The 22,136-nt window shown below is 33.7% G+C and carries 22 protein-coding genes and 1 pseudogene; 21 read left to right on the top strand and 2 right to left on the bottom strand.

Features of this window, described 5'->3' with window-relative positions:
• Positions 1-17: 17 nt before the first annotated feature.
• Positions 18-2,252 (bottom strand): hypothetical protein, encoded by a 2,235-nt coding sequence (locus tag CCY99_RS04770; protein WP_112060273.1) that lies wholly within the window; start codon positions 2,250-2,252, stop codon positions 18-20.
• A 179-nt stretch (positions 2,253-2,431) separates the two neighbouring features.
• Here CCY99_RS04770 and rfbF point away from each other — a divergent pair, with 179 nt between their 5' ends.
• The 21 genes and pseudogenes from rfbF to pstB all read left to right on the top strand — a co-directional run bounded on the left by rfbF (position 2,432) and on the right by pstB (position 21,713).
• The gene (gene rfbF, locus CCY99_RS04765) at positions 2,432-3,223 is read left to right on the top strand and encodes a glucose-1-phosphate cytidylyltransferase (protein WP_112060272.1); all 792 of its coding nucleotides are present in this window, start codon (positions 2,432-2,434) and stop codon (positions 3,221-3,223) included.
• Positions 3,224-3,436: 213 nt separating this feature from the next.
• Positions 3,437-3,688: a hypothetical protein gene (locus CCY99_RS04760; protein WP_112060271.1), complete on the top strand. Its 252-nt coding sequence runs from the start codon at positions 3,437-3,439 to the stop codon at positions 3,686-3,688.
• A 32-nt stretch (positions 3,689-3,720) separates the two neighbouring features.
• Positions 3,721-4,653: a glycosyltransferase family 61 protein gene (locus CCY99_RS04755; protein ID WP_112060270.1), complete on the top strand. Its 933-nt coding sequence runs from the start codon at positions 3,721-3,723 to the stop codon at positions 4,651-4,653.
• Positions 4,650-5,570: an alpha-1,2-fucosyltransferase gene (locus CCY99_RS04750; RefSeq protein WP_112060269.1), complete on the top strand. Its 921-nt coding sequence runs from the start codon at positions 4,650-4,652 to the stop codon at positions 5,568-5,570. The genes CCY99_RS04755 and CCY99_RS04750 overlap by 4 nt, the downstream gene beginning before the upstream one ends.
• A 77-nt stretch (positions 5,571-5,647) precedes the next feature.
• Positions 5,648-5,959, top strand: a complete 312-nt coding sequence (locus tag CCY99_RS04745) for a glycosyltransferase (protein ID WP_112060268.1) — start codon at positions 5,648-5,650, stop codon at positions 5,957-5,959.
• Complete coding sequence (locus CCY99_RS04740) at positions 5,907-6,929, top strand: hypothetical protein (RefSeq protein WP_112060267.1); 1,023 nt, start codon at positions 5,907-5,909, stop codon at positions 6,927-6,929. The genes CCY99_RS04745 and CCY99_RS04740 overlap by 53 nt, the downstream gene beginning before the upstream one ends.
• A 69-nt stretch (positions 6,930-6,998) precedes the next feature.
• A complete protein-coding gene (locus CCY99_RS04735) occupies positions 6,999-8,084 on the top strand; it encodes an NAD(P)-dependent oxidoreductase (RefSeq protein ID WP_181646845.1) in 1,086 nt (361 codons plus the stop codon).
• Positions 8,084-9,562, top strand: coding sequence for a dTDP-4-dehydrorhamnose 3,5-epimerase family protein (locus CCY99_RS09895; RefSeq protein WP_258443461.1), 1,479 nt, complete (start codon positions 8,084-8,086; stop codon positions 9,560-9,562). The genes CCY99_RS04735 and CCY99_RS09895 overlap by 1 nt, the downstream gene beginning before the upstream one ends.
• Entirely contained in the window at positions 9,541-9,678 is a 138-nt protein-coding gene (locus tag CCY99_RS09550; protein WP_181646844.1) for a hypothetical protein, read from the top strand. The genes CCY99_RS09895 and CCY99_RS09550 overlap by 22 nt, the downstream gene beginning before the upstream one ends.
• The gene (locus CCY99_RS04720; RefSeq protein WP_220092239.1) at positions 9,675-11,447 is read left to right on the top strand and encodes a thiamine pyrophosphate-binding protein; all 1,773 of its coding nucleotides are present in this window, start codon (positions 9,675-9,677) and stop codon (positions 11,445-11,447) included. Before CCY99_RS09550 ends, CCY99_RS04720 begins: the two co-directional genes overlap by 4 nt.
• Positions 11,448-11,449: 2 nt before the next feature.
• Positions 11,450-12,283, top strand: a complete 834-nt coding sequence (locus CCY99_RS04715) for an NAD(P)-dependent oxidoreductase (protein ID WP_112060265.1) — start codon at positions 11,450-11,452, stop codon at positions 12,281-12,283.
• 23 nt (positions 12,284-12,306) lie between these two features.
• A pseudogene (gene rfbH / locus CCY99_RS04710) lies at positions 12,307-13,641 on the top strand (lipopolysaccharide biosynthesis protein RfbH); the annotation flags it as partial.
• 234 nt (positions 13,642-13,875) lie between these two features.
• Positions 13,876-14,466 carry a dTDP-4-dehydrorhamnose 3,5-epimerase gene (rfbC, locus tag CCY99_RS04705; protein WP_112060263.1) on the top strand — a complete coding sequence of 197 codons (591 nt, stop codon included), beginning with the start codon at positions 13,876-13,878 and terminating at the stop codon, positions 14,464-14,466.
• Between the two features lie 193 nt (positions 14,467-14,659).
• Positions 14,660-15,865, top strand: a complete 1,206-nt coding sequence (locus CCY99_RS04700; RefSeq protein ID WP_112060262.1) for a class I SAM-dependent methyltransferase — start codon at positions 14,660-14,662, stop codon at positions 15,863-15,865.
• Positions 15,852-16,733 (top strand): Gfo/Idh/MocA family oxidoreductase, encoded by an 882-nt coding sequence (locus CCY99_RS04695; protein WP_112060261.1) that lies wholly within the window; start codon positions 15,852-15,854, stop codon positions 16,731-16,733. The genes CCY99_RS04700 and CCY99_RS04695 overlap by 14 nt, the downstream gene beginning before the upstream one ends.
• A gap of 59 nt (positions 16,734-16,792) precedes the next feature.
• On the top strand, positions 16,793-17,149 hold the full coding sequence (locus CCY99_RS04690; protein WP_112060260.1) for a hypothetical protein: 357 nt from the start codon (positions 16,793-16,795) through the stop codon (positions 17,147-17,149).
• The gene (locus CCY99_RS04685; protein WP_181646843.1) at positions 17,127-17,669 is read left to right on the top strand and encodes an FkbM family methyltransferase; all 543 of its coding nucleotides are present in this window, start codon (positions 17,127-17,129) and stop codon (positions 17,667-17,669) included. Before CCY99_RS04690 ends, CCY99_RS04685 begins: the two co-directional genes overlap by 23 nt.
• Positions 17,670-17,697: 28 nt before the next feature.
• Positions 17,698-19,020: a glycosyltransferase family 61 protein gene (locus tag CCY99_RS04680; RefSeq protein ID WP_112060258.1), complete on the top strand. Its 1,323-nt coding sequence runs from the start codon at positions 17,698-17,700 to the stop codon at positions 19,018-19,020.
• Between the two features lie 227 nt (positions 19,021-19,247).
• Positions 19,248-20,093, top strand: coding sequence for a phosphate ABC transporter permease subunit PstC (gene pstC / locus CCY99_RS04675; RefSeq protein ID WP_112060257.1), 846 nt, complete (start codon positions 19,248-19,250; stop codon positions 20,091-20,093).
• Positions 20,086-20,955 carry a phosphate ABC transporter permease PstA gene (gene pstA / locus CCY99_RS04670; protein WP_112060256.1) on the top strand — a complete coding sequence of 290 codons (870 nt, stop codon included), beginning with the start codon at positions 20,086-20,088 and terminating at the stop codon, positions 20,953-20,955. The genes pstC and pstA overlap by 8 nt, the downstream gene beginning before the upstream one ends.
• On the top strand, positions 20,952-21,713 hold the full coding sequence (gene pstB, locus CCY99_RS04665) for a phosphate ABC transporter ATP-binding protein PstB (RefSeq protein ID WP_112060255.1): 762 nt from the start codon (positions 20,952-20,954) through the stop codon (positions 21,711-21,713). The genes pstA and pstB overlap by 4 nt, the downstream gene beginning before the upstream one ends.
• Before the next feature lie 63 nt (positions 21,714-21,776).
• On the opposite strand, the gene CCY99_RS04660 is transcribed toward pstB, so the two are convergent.
• Positions 21,777-22,136, bottom strand: a 360-nt coding sequence (locus CCY99_RS04660; RefSeq protein WP_146744940.1) for an autotransporter outer membrane beta-barrel domain-containing protein, incomplete at its 5' end; no start/stop codon positions are given.

The raw sequence follows: 22,136 nt of genomic DNA, 5'->3' as shown, positions 1-22,136 counted from the left end.
CCTACATTTAGATGGCTTTATTTGTCTATTTTCTCTAGCATTTCATTTGCTTTTTGCATATATTGTTCATCTTTTAATGTATTAATCTGCTCCTTACTCAATGCTCCGGGAGTTGCAAAATGCGGGTCTACACTCATTATTTGCTTACCATTTTCATCGAGAATCTGCATAAAACTTCCATTTGTAATATTTTTAATGGGGGCAATTTGGACATTATTATGCTTTGTTAATACCTTTCCATTGCTATCCTTTATATCTATAAAAACCTCTTTTTGTGGATTTCCACCATAGAATCCAAAGCCCATTACTTTATTATTCAAATGACACTCAGCACAATCTCTCGCCTCTAGACTAGAAGTATGTGGATTCATCGGCTGCATATCAATTGCCAATAAGCCATCTTTAGTTTTTGCGACATTATTTTGTAAGATAACATTTCCTTTCTCATCTACAACAGTTCCTACAGTTTGTATCACTCCCACAAGCGGAGTTACCTTTCCCTCGCCATTTATACCAAGCATTGGCTCTTCCCATCTTGCGTGGCTATAATCGCCCTCTATAGAACCTTTTTGCATTATATATTTTTTTGTGGCATCTGCTGTTTTACCATTTTTATCGATAGATTCTGAGGATTCTATCCAATCAATCATTTGCGATTTATTGCTAAAATCAAGCTTATAATCATATCCATAATAGCTTGAAGCCCAAGTGGAATGACAAGTGTAGCACTCCATCTTATCTATATGAGATATTACAGCACTCATAGCAAGGCGACCTTTTGGATTTTTCCAAGTATTATTTTTTTCAATATCTTTTAGAATTGGAACAATTAAATCCTTACCACTAGCACTATGAAGTATGACTTTATCGCCATCTTTTACTACATTATTTAGCGGATTTCCACGAGCTGAGAGTAGGAATCCATCTTTTTTATCATAATTAGAGCCAAAGTTTTGTGCCTCTTCCTCATTTATATTTGACAATCCTCTAGCTTGAGAAAGAGCTTTTGATAGAAAATCTTTTAATGATTTATTGGAGATTTTACTTGTATCTACAAAATCCTCTCCCACACCAATAGGAAGTTCCCAAGGATATTTGGTAGGTGTCCCATGGCAATCTTGGCATTCTATTTCTATATTTCCAAGTGCTACTCCGCCTAGATTCCCATTTCCATGCACATCTGCGGTTGTATGGCAATCTTGACATAACATTCCAGCTTTATAGTGTGCATCCTCTCTTATATGCTTATAAAGATAACTTGCATTAGGTTGTTGCATATGTCCTTTACTATCAAATGGGATATATTGTCCACTTCTATCTACTGGAAATAAACCTTGATATTGGAGGCTCACTCGTCTCCCAGAACTATGACAAGCATTACAAGTAGATATATTTATCCCGCTAAAACTTCCATCATTCACATTTACTGGCGAGTTTCTACCTCCTTGCATACTATGAACTAGGATATGTCCGGGCTTTGTCTTATCTATAGATTTATCTGCCCCCTCATAGAATCCCTCTACCCCATATGGCATATGACAAGCAGAGCAACCCATACCTCGATAATGTCCTCTAACCTGCTTGCCTTTAGTGTGTAGATGACAGGCATTGCAATTTCGTAAATACGCATAAGCAGCAGTGTTTGGATTCTTAGCTAGATTTTCCATATTAGTTTGTGGAATCTTCTTAAATTCATCGGCGAATTGATTTTTATGTTGTTCTATAAGTGAAATCATATATTTTTTATAGATTTCGCTACCATAAATTGGCTCGTTTCCATCGCTATCAATAGTGTGATGATTAGCATATCTATGCACATCATCTTGCGTATCCAAACCCCAACCAAATGTTATAACCTTTATTTTTCCTGCATCTGTGCTCATTATGGATTTTGGCACAGAACTAACTTGATTCATATGGCACAAACCGCAAGTTTTATCAATCTCACTAAGAGCTCCCGGAACTGCTGTAAATTCCTTTAGCATACTGCCAGATGGTGCTCCTAAGTGTGCTTTTAGCTTGTCTTTTGTTTCTTTTGGATTCCCACCGTGGCATAGCACACAGCCATTTGGGTCGCCAAAAGATTCACTCATTATATAGATTTGTTGTGCCATTTGGGAATTATGTGGCTTTATAGGCTCAATATCATTATGACAGGTGAGACAACCTGTATTTGGTGCAGGATAATGCTTAAGATTATCATTTGCGAAAATGAAACAAAATGCAATTAGACATAAAACAACATTTCTCATTTATTCCCCTTTAAAAATAATATGGATAGAACGCCCTAAATAACTCTCTCCCAAAAGTATTTTAAGGCAGAAAATATTATAACTAAAATGTTTATTAAAATTCTAATTTGATATTTCTAAATACTCTTAAATACGATAAAATTTTACTTTTATAAATAATAGATTTTTTAAGGATATAGATGAAAGTTTTAATCTTAGCAGGTGGGTTTGGCACGAGATTAGCCGAAGAGACAGATTTAAAGCCAAAGCCAATGGTAGAAATCGGCGGAAAGGCGATACTTTGGCATATTATGAAAATCTATAGCCATTATGGATTTAATGAATTTATCATTCTAACGGGCTATAAATCGCATGTTATTAAAGACTATTTTATCAATTATTACACTAGGTATTGCGATATTACCGTGGATATGGAGCATAATTCCATTGATATTCACGCCACTAGGCACGAGCCGTGGAAAGTTACTATGCTCTACACGGGGCAAGATACGATGACAGGCGGAAGAATTAAATATGCAAAAGATTATGTAAATAACGAAACCTTTATGCTAACCTATGGCGATGGTGTGGCAGATATAAATCTTAGTGAACTTCTAAGATTCCACAAGCAACACAAAAAAGCCCTAACGATGACTAGTATCCAGCCTGAGGGGCGATTTGGGGCATTAAATATAGATGAAAATAGCAAGGTGCTAAACTTTATAGAAAAACCAAAGGGCGATAGCAATCAATACAATATGGGTTGGATTAATGGGGGATTTTTCGTATGTGAGCCTAAGATATTTGATTATATCAATGAGGATTCTTGCATATTCGAGCAAGAGCCACTTAAGAATCTAGCTAAAGATGGGGAATTATTCAGCTATAAGCATTATGGATTCTGGAAATGTATGGATACACTTAGGGATAAGAATGATTTATGTCAAATGTGGGCGGAAAATAAAGCTCCGTGGGCGATTTGGGATAAATAATATCTATAAAATATTTTATAATCTACAAGTAAGATTCGCTTAAATAAAACTTTTTAAATAAATGGGAGATTCTATAAAAAGCAAGAATCCTAAAATATTTTTATGGATTCTTTTGCTGATTTGGATTTCATCGCTCCACTGCACAAATTCAAATATTTAAGATTTATATTAGAATTTTGCTAAAATCACTTAAAATCAATACAAAGGAAAATAATGGAAACACTAAGAGTTCATATAAATGACAAGATAAAAGATAACTCTATCGAGTTTAAAAGCTTAGTAGATGAAAAGAAATTGGGTAGTTTTCAAATGCAGAATCTAGTAGGATTCAACACACTTGGAAATAAGCGAAAAAAGATAAAAATTGCTAGAGATATGGAATTTATTTTGGAAGATTTTAAGATATTAGAATTTGAAAATGTTTGGGTTAGTAATGGGGGGGGGTATTCACAGATGATAAACTAGTAAAAGAGGCACTTTCCTCCTTTGAATGTGGAATCTTAAATAATCAACTCGAAGATTCTTATAATAACTTCAAAAAATCCAAAACAACACTCAATCTAAACTCCATAAAATGGGCGATAAAAAATATTTTCTATTCCTTTAGTAATAATTCCAAAAGGGCAAAATCCTCCACTCCAAAAATACTATTTTTCTGCCCGTGGTTTGATAACTTCACACATTTCTGCCTTGAGGGCTATCCGCGGCTTTATTTTGCGATTAAAGAATTAAAAGCAAAAAATATGGATTTCTATGTCGTAGTCCCACCAAAAAGGCGAGAGTTTGACACAAAAGCACTTTATGATAGCTTTATAAATCCTATCTTAGAAAGCCTAAATATCGATAAAAGTAGGAGAATCTACACAAATACATACTCAAAGCTATTTTCTCCACCATTTATAAAGTTACATAATGCTTTAATCCCAACACATATTAAATGCAACCCAACATACATCACAGAGGCGATAAACCACTTAAAACAATTTTATTATGATGAGAATTTTAAATGGGAATGGGAAAATGTCTATGTCTCCCGCAAAAAGGCGAATCGCAGGAAAATTGCAAACGAAGATAGTTTGGTAACATTCCTAGCGAAATATAATTTTAAAGAAGTGAGTATGGAAGATTTGAGCTTCAAAGAGCGGATAAATATCCTAATGCGGACAAAAAACCTACTTGGGATTGATGGGACAAATCTAACAGGAATGATTTTTATGCCAAAGGATTCTAATTGCATAGCCCTAAGATGTTACGATATGCAGGAGTTTAATCAATTTAGTGCAAGTATCGCAGGGATAAATTTCTTTTGCATAGTTTGCGAGGTCGATAAATATATCCCAAATCACAATGGAGAATCTTGGTTTTTTAGTGATTTATTAGTCAATATAGATTATTTGGAATCCAAACTAAAGGAGTATGGAATCATATGAAAGGTGTTGTTTTATTTTCAGGGCTGGGCAATCAAATGTTTCAATATGCATTTTATAGGGGTTTAGCGACGAAATATAATGATGTATTTGTGATTACAAATCAAACATTTGGTAAAAATCAGCACAATGGCGAGGAGGTTTGCAAGATTTTTAATCTCAATCCACCGCAAAATAAATGGTTTTACACTAGGAATATTGCTTGTAGAATCTGGCGTAAAATACTCTTAAAGCTAGGATTCTTGCGAATCTATGATTATAATGATAATTTTAATAATATCAATAATGTGCCTTTTGAGGTTTATATTGGTTATTTTATGGATTTAAAATATTTTGATTTTGTGCGAGATGAATTAATAAAAGAGTTTGTGCCACGAGAAAAACTAGATTCTAAAAATCAACTTCTACTTTCCAAAATCAAATCTCACCCATCACTTGGAATCCACATACGAAGGGGAGATTTTCTAAGTTTTCAAGGCGGGATTGCACTTGGGCTAGAATACTACAAAAGAGCATTAAAGCACATCAAATCAAAAGTTAATACACAACTAAATATTTTTATTTTTAGCGATGATTTAGATTTTATAAAAAATAATTTTATTGCTTTATTAAAAGATGTATGGGGGGGGGGATCGCAAGATTCTATAGAAATTTCTACTACATATTTGACAGATTCTACAAATAACATTTCAAATAAAATACAAATTCACATAATAGACTTTAATCGTGGGGCAAGTAGCTATAAGGATTTGGTGCTAATGCAAAATACACATTATTTAATCACTGCAAATTCATCTTTTAGTTGGTGGGCAGCATATCTCAACACAAGGGCAAAGATTATCATCATACCAGAAAATTATCTAGGTAAAATTGGTAAAAATATCGATGCATTTGTGCCAAAGAAATGGATTCGGGTTTGAGAAACTTTTATTCTAAATATCCAAATATAGTAGAATCTAATTTATATTACTAGATAAATATGCTTAAGGTGGCGAAAATGGAAAATGATTTAAAAGGATTAGAAAAAACTACATTTTTTATTATTGTCCCCATTTATAATGTAGAGAAATACCTAAATCAATGTTTGGATTCCGTGCTAAATCAAAGCTATAGGAATTTTAAGGCAATTTTAATAAATGACGGAAGCACAGATAAAAGTGGCGAAATAGCGAAAATCTATGCCAAAAACGACGCTAGATTTACCCTTATAAATCAAGCAAATTATGGCTTTAGTTCAAGGAATGTGGGACTAGAATATGTGGCTAGATTATTTGCAAATAATAAAAAAATGGGGGGGGGTAGAAAATAAACGAGATTCTAAAGATTCTAATATTTCCCAAGATTCTACACTAGATTCCAAAGATTCCAAGCTTAAATCTAAATCGCCACGAGATTCCAGAATCTCAGCAGATTCCCCAAACTCCTATAATTCTATAGATTCCACAGATTCCCAAAACCCACAAGATTCCTATATCGTTTTCCTAGATTCCGATGATTATTTGGAAACTTACGCACTGGAATATATAGCTCAAATTTTAAGCCAAAACAAAGTCGAAATTATCGCCTTTAGCAAATATTATAGCGATATTGATGGCATAAAGCACATAAATCCAGCAATAAAATCGCCCCAAAAATACAAGCAACAGCATTATAAAACACTAGCTTTACTAAGAGATTCGCACTTGGATATTAGCAATGCTATTTGGAACTATATCTATAATGCAGATTTTTTGCTAAATCATAATATTAAATTTATCCCCAAAATCTACCACGAAGATGTGCTATTTAGCAAATATGCTTTTGTGGTCTCTAGCGATATTTTTATCGCTAATAGAATTATTTATAACTACCGCATTCGCTCTGGCTCTATAACTACAACGATAGTTAATGAGCTCTCAATTCCACATATGAAACACTCGCTAAATAGCTATTATTTGATTATTAATTCTCTTATATCTCTAGCTAACACTATGGAAAACCAGCTAAAAAAGGAGTTTTTATTAGATTCAGGCAAAAGCTTTATCCCGCTTCTTTTGAATTATTTGCCATTTGTGGGCTACGCTAAAGACTTGGATTTTAATAAAAGCGACCTAAAAAAGCTTCTGCCACATATAAAATTTAGCCATAGATTCTGCGTATATTGCCCTAGAATCGCCATTTTAGACGCATACCCAATATTAAAATCACATCTAAAATGGAAACTTAAGCAATTTTCACCAAGAATCTATGCGATTTTAAAGCAGATAAAAACGCAATTTAAAAAGCTAATAAAAAATTAAGTTAATCGCTAATAAATTCTTTTTAATCTAAAATCTATATAATGTCAAAAAATAAAGGGTAAATACAGCGTGAAAACACTTCTAATAACGGGCATTAGCGGTTTTTTAGGAAGCCATCTAGCACTAAGATTGCAAAGCAAATATTGCATTTTGGGATTGAAACGATTGGGTTCAAATCTATGGCGATTCGATGGTGAAAATAATAATATACAATTCATAAATGATTTAGAGCTACTAAAAAAATATAAAATCGATTATATAATCCACACAGCTACAAACTACGGGCGAAATGGCGAGAGTATATCCCAAATCCTAGAAGCAAATATAATATTTGCATTGCAGATTCTAGAATTCGCCCAAAAGCAAGGTATAAAAACATTTATCAATTGTGATACATTGCAAAATCCACTTGCTAGTCCGTATTGCCTAAGTAAATCGCATTTGAGCGAATATTTTAAATATTTTAAAACAATAAAAATAATCAATGCCAAAATAGAGCATATGTATGGTCCAAAAGATGATGAAAATAAATTTATTTGCTATCTAATCAATAATCTAATGAAAGATAAAAATATCGAGCTTACTAAAGGTGAGCAGATGCGGGATTTTGTGTATATCGATGATGTTATAAGTGCATTTGAGAGTATTATTTACTATGTAGATTCGCTAGATTCTATGGATACATTTGAGATTGGCAGTGGAAAACAAATAAAACTTAGGGATTTTTGTGAAAAAATATTAATAATGTATAATGAGATTATGAAAAAGCCAAGCAATGCAAATCTACTATTTGGACTAAAAGAATATAATGAGTTTGAAAATATGAATATCAAAGCAGATATTAGAGCTTTGAAAAATATGGGCTGGATTCCAAAAACTTCTATTGATGATGGTATAAAACAAACTATTTTATACTATATAAATAATGTAAATAGGGGGGGGGTAGCACAAAAATATAAAATAGCATTTGCTAATATTTCTTTCTTTTATTTGTGGATTTTTACGCAAGATTATCAAAATTCCCCAACATTTTCACAAGATTCTTATCTACGAATCTATCCGCAAATCGCTACAAAAATATTATTTAGAATCTCCCCGCAAATTTCTACTAAATTTGATAAGCAAAATCTAGCTTATCTCCAAAAGGTCGCCTAATGGAGATACTAAAAACAGCATTTCAACATTTATTTATTTTAAAACTAGATGTGTTTAAGGACGAGCGAGGCGAGTTTATAAAGCAATTTAATAGCGATTTTTTCAAGCAAAATGATTTAGATTCTAATTTTATGGAATCTTATTATTCCACTTCAAAAAAAGGTGTCTTGCGGGGAATGCACTTTCAGCTTCCACCAAAAGAGCATACAAAAATTGTATTTGTATCAAGTGGGAAAATCCTAGATGTAGTTGTTGATTTAAGAGTGGATTCGCCGACATTTAGGCAATATTTTAGCATTGTTTTGGATTCTAGCACCTGCCTATATATCCCAAAAGGCTTTGCACACGGCTTTTTAAGCTTAGAAAATGCTACAAAAGTCCATTATATGCAAACTAGCGGATATAGTCAAAATTGCGATTGTGGCATTGCCTATGATAGCTTTGGATTTAATTGGGAGAAAGTCGCTAAAAATCACAATATAGGGGATTTCATTATCTCAAAACGAGATTTAGGATTTGATGGATTAGATGATTTTTTGGCTAATCCACAAATACCAAAATTTGCACTTGAAAGTATTGTAATAACAGGGGCAAGTGGATTTATCGGCAAAAATCTAATTCAAGCATTAAATAAAAAATATAGAATTATCGCTCTTGTTAGGCAAGATTCCAATGTAGAGAATCTAGATGATTGCGAGATTTACCGCTATATTGATACTAAGAATCTAGCGGATTTTCTAGCCACAAAAATGCATATTTTAGGCGTTATCCATCTAGCTACTTTGTATCTTAAAAATCATAATGCAAATGATGTAAAAAATCTAATCGATTCAAATATCACCTTTGGGAGCGAGGTTTGTCAAGCATTAGCGATGATAGAATTTCAAGGATGGTTTATAAATGTCGGCACTTTTTGGCAGTTTTATAAAAATATGCCAAATAATCCGCTAAATCTCTATGCTGCAAGTAAGAGTGCTTTTAATAGCATTATTGATTTTTACGCAAATACTACGAATATCACCTTTACTTCGATGTTTCTAAATGATACCTATGGACCAAATGACACGAGAAATAAGATATTTAATATTTGGATAAATATGAAAGAAGGTGAGATTTTAGAGATGAGCGGAGGAATGCAACTTATAGATTTAATCTATATCGATGATATTATAGATGCATTTAAGGTATTGATAGACTTGCTAGATTCTCCATATAGGAATCTTGCGGAAAACAAGAGATTTGCCCTACATTCAAAAGAGCGAAAAACATTGCGAGAATTAGCAGATATTTTCCAAAAAATCACAAATAAAAAGCTAGATATTCGTTGGGGTGCAAAACCATATATGGAGCGAGAAAATTTTATTCCATTTGAGGGAGGAGATACATTGCCAAATTGGAAAGAAAAAACAAGCTTTGAAATAGGGATTAAAAAGCTAATAGATGAAAATGGGGGGGGGTGGCACAAAAATATAAAATAAGACTTTTAGCATCATTCCGCGAAAAATCTAGATTCCACGCTAGATTCCACACATTCCACCAAATCAATAATATCCACGCAAAAACAGCAGATTCCACATTAAGGATTGCCGTATGAAGTGGGATTCTATGCCAAATGATATGAATGTGGCAGATTTAATCGTGGAATTTCTAATACAAAATGGTATAAAAGATATTTTTGGCTATCCGGGCGGAATGGTTATCCACCTTATAAATGCCCTAGATAAGCGTAAGGATAAGATAACAAATCATATAAATTACCACGAGCAAGGCTCTAGCTTTGCGGCTTGTGGATATAGCCTAGCTAGTAGAAATATCGGTGTTGCCTATGCTACAAGCGGACCGGGTGCTACAAATCTAATCACGGGAATTGCAAATGCATATTTTGATTCAATTCCTTGTTTATTTATAACTGGAAATGTAAATATAGACGAGAGCAAGGGGAATCTGCCAATTAGGCAAAAGGGATTCCAAGAGATGGATATAATCCCGCTACTTAAAAACTGCACAAAATACGCAACATACATCAACGATAAAAATGAGATTCTCTATGAATTACAAAAAAGTTTGCATATAGCCAAAAATGGGCGATGTGGGGCTGTGGTGCTTGATATTCCTATGAATATTTTTAAAGAGAATATAGATTTATCCACACTAAGGCAATATGAATACAAAATAACTAGTAAAAAAGAGATGGATTTTAGCGAGATTCTAGCGATTTTAAAGGATTCTAAGCGACCTTGTATTATCGCTGGAATGGGCGTAAATCCATATAAAAATAATTTTTTACAATTATTAGAATTATTGCAAATCCCCATCATTCTCTCAATGCCAAATATCGACCTACTTCCCACAAAACACCCGCTAAATTTCGGCTTTTTAGGTGCATATGGATTAAGAATGGCAAATTTTATCATACATAAATCTGATGTAATTCTAAGTATCGGCTCAAGGCTTGATATTCGCCAAATTGGTGCAAAAAAGGAGAATTTCGCCCCAAATGCAAAGTTAATACGAATTGATATAGATGAAAATGAATTTATCAATAAAATCAAAGAAAATGAATTACAAATCCATAGTGATTGCGGAGATTTTATCGATAAATTGGCGGTTTGTTTGAGAGATTCTAACGATTTTACAACTAGAAATTATATGTGGCATAAATGGCTAAAAATATGCAAAGAGATTAGACAAACACTAAAAGATAAAGACGCAAGATTTGAAACAAAAGCTATAAATGCTATTAGCAAATATATCCCAAATAATGCGATAATAACCACAGATGTAGGGCAAAATCAAGTTTGGGTGGCACAATGCTTTAATATCAAAGATAAGCAAAGAATCCTTTTTTCATCATCATTTGGGGCGATGGGTTGCTCACTTCCTATGGCAATTGGGGCATATTTTGGCTCTAAAGATTCTAATATTTCCCAAGATTCTATAAATACAAAAATCTATTGTATTTGCGGAGATGGTGGATTCCAAATGAATATCCAAGAATTAGAATTCATACGAAAAGAAAAATTACCCATTAAAATAATCATCATAAATAATAAATCGCTAGGTATGATACGACATTTTCAAGAGATTTATTTTGATAAAAACTATGTTGCAACAACCAAAGATTCTGGCTACTCTACCCCAAATTTTAAAAAAATCACAAAAGCCTATGGATTAAAATATTTTAAGATAATAAAAAAGCAAGATATTAAAAAACATATATTTTCCTACCCAAAAGCCGCCATTATCGAAGTAATATTTGATTTTGATACATATGTATTTCCAAAGCTAGAATTTAACAAGCCAAATTGCGACCAACTTCCGCCCTTAGAGCGAAAACTATATCAATATTTATTAAATCTATAATTATGAAAACCATATTTTTAACTGGCGGAAATGGCTTTATCGGGCGACATATCAAAGAATATTTTATAAATAAATACCATATTTTCGCCCCAAGTAGTAGCGAATTAGACTTAACTAATTCCAATGCCCTAAAAAGCTTTAAGCAAATTAAACATATCGATTTTATAATCCACTCCGCAAGCTATGGCATAACGCAACACACAACAAATATTTGTCAAAAAAATATCCTAATGTATGAGAATCTAAAAAATATAATGAGTAGCGATACGAAAATGATTTCCTTTGGTTCAGGAGCACAATATAATAGAATGCAGAATCTCCATAAAATCAAAGAAAGCGATTTTAGCAAATCTATCCCAAAAGATGAATATGGGCTTAGCAAATACTACATTTTGCGGGATATTATGGATTCTAATAATATTATTAGCTTGAATCTTTTTGGCTGTTTTGGGAAATATGAAATAAAAAAGCGATTTATAAGCTATTGTCTTTTCTGTGCACTTAGTAATAAACCAATAGAAATTAATGAAAATAGCACTTTTAGCTTTTTAGATGTAGAAGATTTATGCGATATTTTGGAGATTTTGTTGGATAATTTTCCAAGCGAAAAATCTATAAATATAACCCCAGATGAAGCCTATAGTATGGAAGAAATTGCCATTAAGATTCAAAAAATACATTATGTGGATTATAGAATCTCCAAAGAGGGCAAAATCTACACGGGCGATAATAGTCTGCTAAAAACGATATTGCCAAATGTTAAATTTAGGGATTTAGAATCTGGGATTAAAAAATTATACAATTACTACAAAATACTATATAATTCCACATTATAAAGCCAAAATCGGGGTATAAGGATATGGAGAAAGCGGAACATCTAAAGCTTGAGATATTGCAAAAAGTAAAAGAATATTATGAACTAGCTCATAAACCAATGCAAGATAAGGATTTTATAGCTGGCGATAGGATTAATTATGCTGGTAGAATCTATGATGAAAAAGAGATGGTAAATCTTGTAGATTCTTCGCTTGATTTTTGGCTCACTGCACATAAATATGCCGCAGAGTTTGAATCTAAACTCGCCAAATATCTAGGAATTAGCTTTGCATTATTGGTGAATTCCGGCTCAAGTGCCAATCTCCTAGCATTTGCCACGTTAACTTCGCCACTTCTAAAAGATAGAGCGATAAAAAAGGGCGATGAGGTTATAACTGTTTCTGCGGGATTTCCCACTACGATTTCACCAATCATTCAATTTGGTGCGATTCCCGTTTTTGTGGATATTGACTTGGATAATGCAAATATCGATATTGAAAATCTAGAATCTAACCTAAAATCCGCCATAAGTCCTAAAACAAAAGCGATTTTTATCGCTCACACTTTGGGGAATCCTTTTAATCTAAAAGCGATAAAAGAATTATGCAATAAATATAATCTCTGGCTTATCGAGGATAATTGCGATGCTTTGGGGGCGAAATATGATGGTAGATTCACAGGCACATTTGGTGATATTGGGACTTCTAGCTTTTATCCAGCACATCACATTACTATGGGCGAGGGAGGAGCGGTATATACGAATAATCCGCTACTTAAGAAAATCGCTCTAAGCATTAGGGATTGGGGGCGAGATTGTTGGTGTGAAGGTGGTAGGGATAATACTTGTGGAGCGAGATTTTCCCAGAGTTTTGGGAGGCTTCCATTTGGATATGACCATAAATATGTATATTCACATTTTGGATACAATCTAAAAGCCACCGAAATGCAAGCAAGTATCGGCGTAGCTCAGCTAGAAAAACTAGAATCTTTCGTTCAAAAACGACAAGAAAATCATTCCCTTTTATTAGATTCCCTAAAGCATTTAAGCGGTATTTTTCATCTACCACAGGCAACAAAAGATTCTACTCCAAGTTGGTTTGGATTCCTACTTATCTTAAGGGATAATGTGGGCTTTAGCAGAAATCAAATCACCGAATTTTTAGAATCTAAAAATATACAAACTAGGAATCTTTTTGGCGGAAATATGCTACTTCACCCAGCATTTGATAGCTTGATAGAGGGCATAGATTATCGTGTGTGCGGGGAGCTTAAGCAAACAAATAAGATTATGAATGATGGATTTTGGATTGGTGTGTATCCGGGTATAAATAAACATAAAATCGCATATATCGCCCAACATATCGATGAATTTGTAAATAAATTTGGCGATAAGAATCTAATAAACAAAAACATAAATGGGGGGGGGAATCTAGATTCTAGATTCTACTACATTGCATTAGATTCTAAGAATCTATGCTCTACACTTCTAGAATCCAATGTAGATTCTAGATTCTATAATCCAAGATTCCGCTATTTTATATTAGATTCTACGCTAGATTCTGCCCTAGATTCACAATTACTAGATTCTCCATTTTTAGATTTGGTGGCGTAAATGGGACGCTTTACATTTCTAAAAACCCCACTAGAAAATCTAAATATCATAATCCCAAAGCAGATTAAAGATACAAGAGGCTATTTTGAGCGATATTTTTGCAGTGATGATTTTAGAGAAATCGGGCTAAATAAGCCTATTTGTCAAATCAATCATTCATTTACAAAGCAAAAAGGCTCACTTCGCGGAATGCACTTTCAGCTTCCGCCACATAGCGAGATAAAAATAATTCGCACTCTAAAGGGTGAAATCTATGATGTGGCGATAGATTTACGAGCGGATTCGCCGACATTTTTGCAATATTTTGGGACGATTCTAAGCAAACGAAATAATAGATATTTATATATTCCAGAGGGTTTTGCACATGGATTCCAAACATTAAGCAATGATGTAGAGGTTTTATATCTTGTTAGCGAATCTTATAATCAAAACGCCGAAGCGATTATAAATCCGCTAGATTCAATGATAAATATCAAGTGGAAGCTTGAAATTAGCGATATTTCTACAAAAGATAAAAATGCTCCATTCCTTAAAAATGCCGAGCTTTTAGAAAATCTTAAAAAATCCTTATGGGGGGGGGGACTAGACTAGAGCATATTTGCTACAGACTAAATCTCATTTGCTACACTTTATATACTCTTCATACATATAATTTCTTTCAACACAAAAACATAATTATTTATTTCAACATTCTATTGGCTCATAATACATATTTTCAATCTTCATTCTTTAGCTTTATATGCTCGCAATCACAAAACAACCAAATCTAAAAAAAGGAATCACAATGAAAATAATAAAACAATGCGAAATTTGTAATAATGATAATTTAATACCCGTTTTAAATCTAGGAAATCACCCATTATGCGATGATTTAGTAAAAATAAATGATAGTAGAATCACAAAAACATATCCCATAGAAATACTATTTTGCCCAAATTGCCTATCTGCTCATCAAAAATATCAAATTCCACGAGAGGAATTATTCCCCAAAGAATATCACTATAGGGCAAAAGAAACGCAAGATGTGCTAGATGGAATGTCTAATCTAGTAAATAGCGTAATAGAATCCTATGGCAATTTAAGCGGGAAAAAGGTGCTTGATATAGGCTGTAATGACGGAAGTCTTTTGAATTTTTTTAAAAATGCAAACGCGCTAACTTTTGGCGTAGAGCCAACTTTAGCCGCACTTGAGGCAAAGCAAAATCATAAGGTTATAAATAAGTATTTTGATATAAATACCGCAAGGGAGCTAGAAAATATCACATTTGATTTTATCACTTTTACAAATGTGTTTGCACATATTGATGATTTAGGACAACTTATAGAATCCTTAAAAATAATTACAAATGAAAATACAAAAATCATCATTGAAAATCACTACTTAGGAGCAGTTTTAAAGAATCTGCAATTTGATACTTTTTACCACGAACACCCAAGAACCTATAGTTTAAAATCATTTGAATTTATAGCAAAAAGGCTGGGTAAAAACATAGAAAAAATAGAATTCCCAAAGCGATATGGCGGAAATATACGAATCTTTATTGGCAACCTAGAAAAAAATATTCCGCAAAATCCCTCACAAATAAATGAAAGTCAATTTTTAAATCAATTTAGCAAAATGGATAAAGATATAAAAATCTGGCAGGAAAATAAAAGCGTAGAATTATTAAAATATATAGAAAAATATGGCAGATTAAGTGCAAAGGCATTTCCGGGTCGAGGGGCGATTCTCCTACAAATGCTTTCCTTAAATGAAAAACATATAAACGCCATCTATGAAAAACCAAATTCTAAAAAGATAGGATTTTATGCTCCGGGAACTAGAATCCCCATATTAAGCGATAATGAACTTTTTAAGACAAATCATCAAATTATCTTAAATATCGCTTGGCATATCAAAGATGAAATAAGGCGGTATCTAGCCCAAAATGCTAAGATTTATAATATCAAAATTGATAAAATCATAGATATTTTAGATGAAAATCTTTAGCATTTTTGGAAGTGGATTTGGGCTATATGGCTATCTACCAGCAATTGCCAAAAGCTATAAAACTATCTTGCCACTAAAAGCAAGGGAAATTATCCTAAAGCGAGATGATATAAGGGATTTGGCGGATTTGGTAGATTTTAGCGATGATTTGGAATATATTTTAAGCACAATAGATTCTTGTGTAATTGCCACAAATCCACTAAAACAAGAGATTTTAATCGATAAGATTCTGCAATTTAAAAACATCAACAATATCTTTTTAGAAAAGCCACTTGCCACAAACCCGCAAAAAGCAATGGAGATTCAAACAAAGCTATTTGCTAATGCGAATCTAAACGCTAGAATCGCCTATTTATTTATATATTGCAATTGGTTTAAAATACTAGAATTAGCAACAAGAGAATCTAGCGTAATATCTATAAATTGGCAGTTTAAAGCACATCATTATAAAAATAATCTACAAACTTGGAAAAGAAATGATAAAGATGGTGGCGGAGCGATAAACTTTTTTGGAATCCACCTAATCGCCCTATGCGCCTATCTTGGATATGAAATAATAGAAAAATCATCATTTAATAAACATCACAATGAAACATATGGCTTTAAGGCTACTTTTAGAAAACATAATAGATTAATTATCTCGCTAGATTCAAATGCCAAAAAAGACATATTTAGCATTATGAAAAATAACGAAGTGTTATACACTCGTCCAAGCCCATTTGAAACACAAAAAATGAATGTGGATTCTAGAATAAATCTATTAGAAAAACACCTACAATCAAATAAAAATAGCAATGATAAATACTATGATTGGTATAGTAAAACGCTGCTTTTATGGCATAAACTTATAGAGCAACAAAGAAAATAAATATATTTTAAAGAAATTATATGCTTTAATTTGCGTTTAAATTTACTTAAAGGTAGAAAATGCAACAAGAAACATTTTGGGAATACATAAATAGAAAGATTAAAAAGCAAAAAGGCGATTATAAAAATAAGATTCTATTCTCCCAAAGGGTGCTATATAATCTTAGGCGACTAAATCCAATTTTAAGAATCCGCGATAAATTTGCCTATTATACCAATCGTTTGGATTTATTACAAAATGCCCTAGCGGATAATGGCTTGGGATTGCTTGAACTGCGACTTCATAACGCACATATTCCAACGCAATATTTTGATATTTTCTATAAACTTCCAACAATCACTAAGAGTAGATTTGACAATATAGATTCTAATAATCTTAAAGCAGATTCTCAAATTGGGGGGGGTTATAAGCATTGATTGCGGGGCTCATGCTGGGCTAGTTACTGATATTTTACTACAATGTGGTAGCAAAGTGGCATTATTTGAACCAAATGAATATCTCCACTCAATCCTAGAAATTAAATACAAAAATAATCCAAATGTGTTATTAAATAAAGTGGCAGTTTCCAATAAAAACGGCACGACAAAATTCCTTAGAAATAGCACTCTCTCGCAAGGCAATCGCATAGATAACGCTGGGGATAATGAGGAAATTTATGATGAGTATTGCGAGGTGAAAGTGGTTGATTTGGTGGAGTATGTGCAAAATGAGATTCTGCCATTTTATAAAAGAATCTATTTTTTAAAGATTGATGTTGAGGGTGCTGAGTTTGACATTATGGATAAAATCATAGAAACAAAGTTGTATGAGAAAATCGACTATATCGCCTGTGAAACGCACGAACGATACTTCAACGACGGAGAAGCAAAAATCGCTAAATTAAGAAATGCCATTAAAGATAATAATATTAAAAATATCTTTTTGGATTGGATATAATTTGCCAAAATAAATATAAGGAGAGCAAATGCAAGAATATTTTGAGGTTAATATCTCAAATCTAATAGATGAAGATTCCAAAGAATATAAAAGCCTAATGGATGAAAACAAACATAGCAGTTTGCAAGATATAAATACAAAATTATTAAATACACGCGGGAGGGCAAATGAGCCTGTGAAGCTATCAAGAAATATGAAATTCAAACTAAGCCCTTTTGATATTTTACATTTTGATAATATTGAGATTGTAACGACAAGCGGAGGGGCATTTAGTAATGGTAAAATAATCCAAGAAAATACAGGTGGATTTGGAAATCACGGATTTGTCAATCATAACTATAATTTTTACAAGAATCTATCGAAGCGATTTTTTATCCCATTAAATGCAGCAGAATGTAAGCAAGTTATTAAGATTCTGCTTAGCTTATTTTTTGGTGGAGAGCAAAGAAAACTAAAAAATAATAAGCCAAAGATTCTATATCATTCGCCAAATTGGGATTGCTTTTCGCATTTTAGTTTTGAGGAATTCCCTAGATTATTAGCCTGTTTAAAAGCTCTATATGCTAAATCAAAAATTATCCATATGGGGGGGGGGAACAAGGAAAGCTCGACGCTAGAAACTCCAGAAATTGATTTTGATAATCTCATTATAATCGCTCCAATACGAAATTCTTGGCAATTCAACCAATACATTTATCCAGCACTTTTAAGCCTCACAAAAGAGCATAACCCAAACTGCCCATTTGCCATAAGACAAGAAAATATCATTTGCGTAAATGACGCTAAAATCCCTAAAAAAATGCTCTCAAAAGCAAATAATGTATTTATCCCCACACAAGTAAAATGTAATAAAAAATACTTAGTTAGTGCAATGAAGTTTTTAAGGGAATTTTATTATGATGAAAATTTTAAGGATATAGGAGAGAGAATCTACATTTCAAGGGCAAAAAGTGCAAAAAGATTCCTAAGCAATGAAGTGGAATTCCGCAATCTCTTAGAAAATAAATATGGTTTTAAAACTATTTATATGGAAGAAATTAGCTTCAAAGATAAGATAAATATCCTTAGCAGAGCAAAGGTTTTACTAAGTATCGATGGAACTTCTATAATGAATTATGGATATATGAAAAGTGGCACAAAAGCCATCGCTCTAAGGGCTTCAAATATGGCTGAATATCCAATAGATTCTATATTTGGCGTGGAGTTTCTACCGATAGTTTGCGAGATTGACAATCCAAAGGATACAGACCATATGGACGGCAATATCGGCACTTGGTGGGCTAGTAATCTAATTGCAGATATTCCATATGTGGAATCAAAACTACAACACTATGGGGTTATGCCTGTATAGATTTAAGATTTATAGCTAGGATTTAAAGCATATGAGTTCATATTGCAGAATCTTGTGGGATTTTTCATCGATAGATTTTAATAGTAGAATTATGAAAGCAGTATCTAAACGATAGAATATAAAGTTAAAGCCCTCTAAGAGATTCTATAAATATTAGATTTATTTTGTAATTTAATTGTAATTATCCAACATTATAATTCTAAAAATTGCAATATTTAGGGGCTAAAATGTTTGAATCTATCTTTAAAAATACCACGAAGTTTTCGGCGTTTGTATGCTTTATGGTGCTACTTGGCATTGGAATCGTGCTTTTTATAAACGCGTTACCTGCTATAAAAGCCTTTGGGCTGGGCTTTATAATTGATACGAGCTGGATTCCAAATAAGGAGATTTTTGGCGGTGGGAGTGCGATTGTTGGCACATTGCTAGGGACTTTTATTGCAATGCTCCTCGCCACTCCACTTGCACTTGGGGCTGGAATCTTCCTAGACCAAAGCTGCCCTAAGAAAATCAAGCAGATTCTAGGCTCTTGCATTGAGCTTTTAGCTGCAATTCCTTCTATCATTTATGGAATGCTTGGGCTATTTTATGTGGTGCCTATAATTGGCTATTTTAGCGGTGGAATCGGGCTTGGGGTGCTAAGTGCTGGGATTGTGCTTAGCATTATGATTTTGCCCTTTATGTGTGCTATTACGCGTGATTGTATGGCTCAAACGCCCGATATTTTAAAGGAATCTGCCTACGCCTTGGGGGCGACAAAATGGGAAGTTATCAAAGATGTAATTATCCCCTATGTGAAAGTTGGCGTGATTGGTGGGGTGATTTTGGCACTTGGTAGGGCGTTGGGCGAGACTATGGCTGTTACTTTTGTAATCGGCAATTCGCATAAGATTAGCTCGCTTGTAAGCCCCGCTACCAATATCCCAGCCACTCTAGCAAATGAATTTGCCGAAGCCGATGGAATCTTGCACCAATCAAGCCTATTTTACCTAGGATTGATATTATTTGCTATTAGCTTTCTTGTAATTTACCTATCAAAAGCAATTCTTTTAAAAAGGATTCAAAATGCCTAAGAATGCACAACATAAACTAAACAGATTAAATACACGAAAAATAATTAGCAAAATCGCCCTAAGTATCTGCCTAATTGCCGCATTAATTGCCATTGTCATCTTACTTGCAATTTTGGGAATTATCGTATTTAAGGGCATTGGAGCGTTAAATCTAAATGTTTTTATAAGCGACACGGCTTCTCCGTGGGATAATGGCGGTCTTAGAAATGCAATCATAGGGCAAGTTATCCTTAGCCTTGGGGCATTTCTCATAGGCACACCTTTTGGAATCTTAGGCGGGACATACTTGAGAGAATACGCTAAGAATGCCAAAATCAAAGCCTTTATCCGCAATGTAAATGATATTATGATGAGTGCACCATCGATTATAATCGCCACTTTCGTATATGCCATAATCGTCGTCCCTAGCGGACATTTTAGCGGTTGGGCTGGGATAGTTGCACTTAGTATTATTATGTTTCCAATCATATTAAAAACCACCGATGATATGCTCTCCCTTGTGCCAGATTCCCTTAGAGAGGCGTCTGCGGCACTTGGGGCACCCAAATATAAAACCACCATTAGCATAGTTTATAAAAGTGCCAAACTAGGAATCCTAACTGGGGTTTTACTCGCATTTTCCCGCATTATGGGCGAGGCTGCACCACTACTTTTCACTTCGCTTAATAATTCATTCTTAAGCCTAAATCTAAATGAGCCTTTTCCATCACTTACAATTACGATGTTTCAATACACTACTTCGCCCTACCCAGAGTGGCAGGAGCTGGGCTTTGCCGCGGCATTTATCTTGGCATTTACCATTCTTAGCATAAATATCACCAGCAAAATTATCTTAAATATAAGCAAAAGGGGGGAAAAATGAAAAATGCACTAGAGATTAAAAAGCTCTCATTCTACTATCCAAACGCAAAAAAGCCGAGTATTAGCGGGGTTAGTATGGAAGTGCCGCATAATAAGGTCTTGGCACTCATTGGTCCAAGTGGTTGCGGGAAAAGCACGCTTTTGCGGTGTCTAAATAAGATTCACAGCCTTTATGATGGCGTGAAATACGAGGGCGAAGTAATATTTAATGGCAAAAATATTTTGAAAAAAAAGATTGACAATATCACGCTTCGCTCTAAAATCGGTATGATTTTTCAAAAGCCCACGCCATTTCCAATGTCGATTTTTGATAATGTAGCGTATGGACTGCGTTTGAAGGGTATAAAAAATAAGAGCGAGTTGGCTCACAGAATAGAATCTGCCCTAAAGGGGGCAAATCTATGGAATGAGGTCAAAGATAGGCTTGAGGTAAGTGGCGATTCGCTATCCGGCGGACAACAGCAGAGGCTCTGTATCGCAAGAGCGATTGCAATCGAGCCTGAGATATTGCTATTTGACGAGCCTACGAGTGCACTAGACCCCATTTCCACACAGGCGATTGAGGAGCTGGTGGTGGAATTGAAGAAAAAAATTAGCATTATAATTGTTACGCACAATATGCAGCAAGCCCACAGAATAAGCGACTACACGGCATTTATGTATCTAGGAAAATTAATCGAGGTCGATAAAACACAAAAGATTTTTGAAAACCCAAAAGAAAAGCTAACAAAGGAATACATCGCTGGGAAATTCGGGTGATTTATTGTGGAATCCTAGATTCCACAGATTCTATATCACGCATTATGAATTTCCTATTTCCATTTACCACCCCACTTTAACATTAAAAAATCCACTATTTTGTATAGATTCATCTCCAAAGTTGCCTAGATAGTTTAGACCTAGTTCGATATTTGAAGTTACGGCATAGTTTACTCCAAGTCCAAAGTAAGCTATAAATCTATCTGCTCCAATATCGTAGCTTTGGATTGTATTTAGAATCTCAACTTTTCCTTGTGGATTATTTAGTGCATATTTAAGTCCAAGAATAGAATCTAATCCAATATTATCATTAAACTTAACACCATAATTCACACCCAAATCAGCATAGAATATATTTGTAAAACTTCCTAAGTAATTAGCCCCAGCAAAGTAGGATTTGGAATCTAATCCACTAGATTCTAG

This window comes from Helicobacter sp. 16-1353, assembly GCF_003288815.1.
Classification (GTDB): Bacteria; Campylobacterota; Campylobacteria; order Campylobacterales; family Helicobacteraceae; genus NHYM01.
Note: the sequence above shows the minus strand (reverse complement) of the source record. Positions and strands in the feature narration are given on the sequence as shown.

What these genes read in the sequence shown, in the direction of transcription:
- CCY99_RS04715 (WP_112060265.1), top strand. Translation starts at nt 11,450, where the DNA reads ATGAAAACCATATTTTTAACTGGCGGAAATGGCTTTATCGGGCGACAT.
- CCY99_RS04760 (WP_112060271.1), top strand. Translation starts at nt 3,437, where the DNA reads ATGGAAACACTAAGAGTTCATATAAATGACAAGATAAAAGATAACTCT.
- pstC (WP_112060257.1), top strand. Translation starts at nt 19,248, where the DNA reads ATGTTTGAATCTATCTTTAAAAATACCACGAAGTTTTCGGCGTTTGTA.
- rfbF (WP_112060272.1), top strand. Translation starts at nt 2,432, where the DNA reads ATGAAAGTTTTAATCTTAGCAGGTGGGTTTGGCACGAGATTAGCCGAA.
- CCY99_RS04740 (WP_112060267.1), top strand. Translation starts at nt 5,907, where the DNA reads ATGTGGCTAGATTATTTGCAAATAATAAAAAAATGGGGGGGGGTAGAA.
- pstA (WP_112060256.1), top strand. Translation starts at nt 20,086, where the DNA reads ATGCCTAAGAATGCACAACATAAACTAAACAGATTAAATACACGAAAA.
- CCY99_RS04720 (WP_220092239.1), top strand. Translation starts at nt 9,675, where the DNA reads ATGAAGTGGGATTCTATGCCAAATGATATGAATGTGGCAGATTTAATC.
- CCY99_RS04700 (WP_112060262.1), top strand. Translation starts at nt 14,660, where the DNA reads ATGAAAATAATAAAACAATGCGAAATTTGTAATAATGATAATTTAATA.
- rfbC (WP_112060263.1), top strand. Translation starts at nt 13,876, where the DNA reads ATGGGACGCTTTACATTTCTAAAAACCCCACTAGAAAATCTAAATATC.
- CCY99_RS04695 (WP_112060261.1), top strand. Translation starts at nt 15,852, where the DNA reads ATGAAAATCTTTAGCATTTTTGGAAGTGGATTTGGGCTATATGGCTAT.
- CCY99_RS04770 (WP_112060273.1), bottom strand. Translation starts at nt 2,252, where the DNA reads ATGAGAAATGTTGTTTTATGTCTAATTGCATTTTGTTTCATTTTCGCA.
- CCY99_RS09895 (WP_258443461.1), top strand. Translation starts at nt 8,084, where the DNA reads ATGGAGATACTAAAAACAGCATTTCAACATTTATTTATTTTAAAACTA.
- CCY99_RS04680 (WP_112060258.1), top strand. Translation starts at nt 17,698, where the DNA reads ATGCAAGAATATTTTGAGGTTAATATCTCAAATCTAATAGATGAAGAT.
- CCY99_RS04745 (WP_112060268.1), top strand. Translation starts at nt 5,648, where the DNA reads ATGGAAAATGATTTAAAAGGATTAGAAAAAACTACATTTTTTATTATT.
- CCY99_RS04690 (WP_112060260.1), top strand. Translation starts at nt 16,793, where the DNA reads ATGCAACAAGAAACATTTTGGGAATACATAAATAGAAAGATTAAAAAG.
- pstB (WP_112060255.1), top strand. Translation starts at nt 20,952, where the DNA reads ATGAAAAATGCACTAGAGATTAAAAAGCTCTCATTCTACTATCCAAAC.
- CCY99_RS04750 (WP_112060269.1), top strand. Translation starts at nt 4,650, where the DNA reads ATGAAAGGTGTTGTTTTATTTTCAGGGCTGGGCAATCAAATGTTTCAA.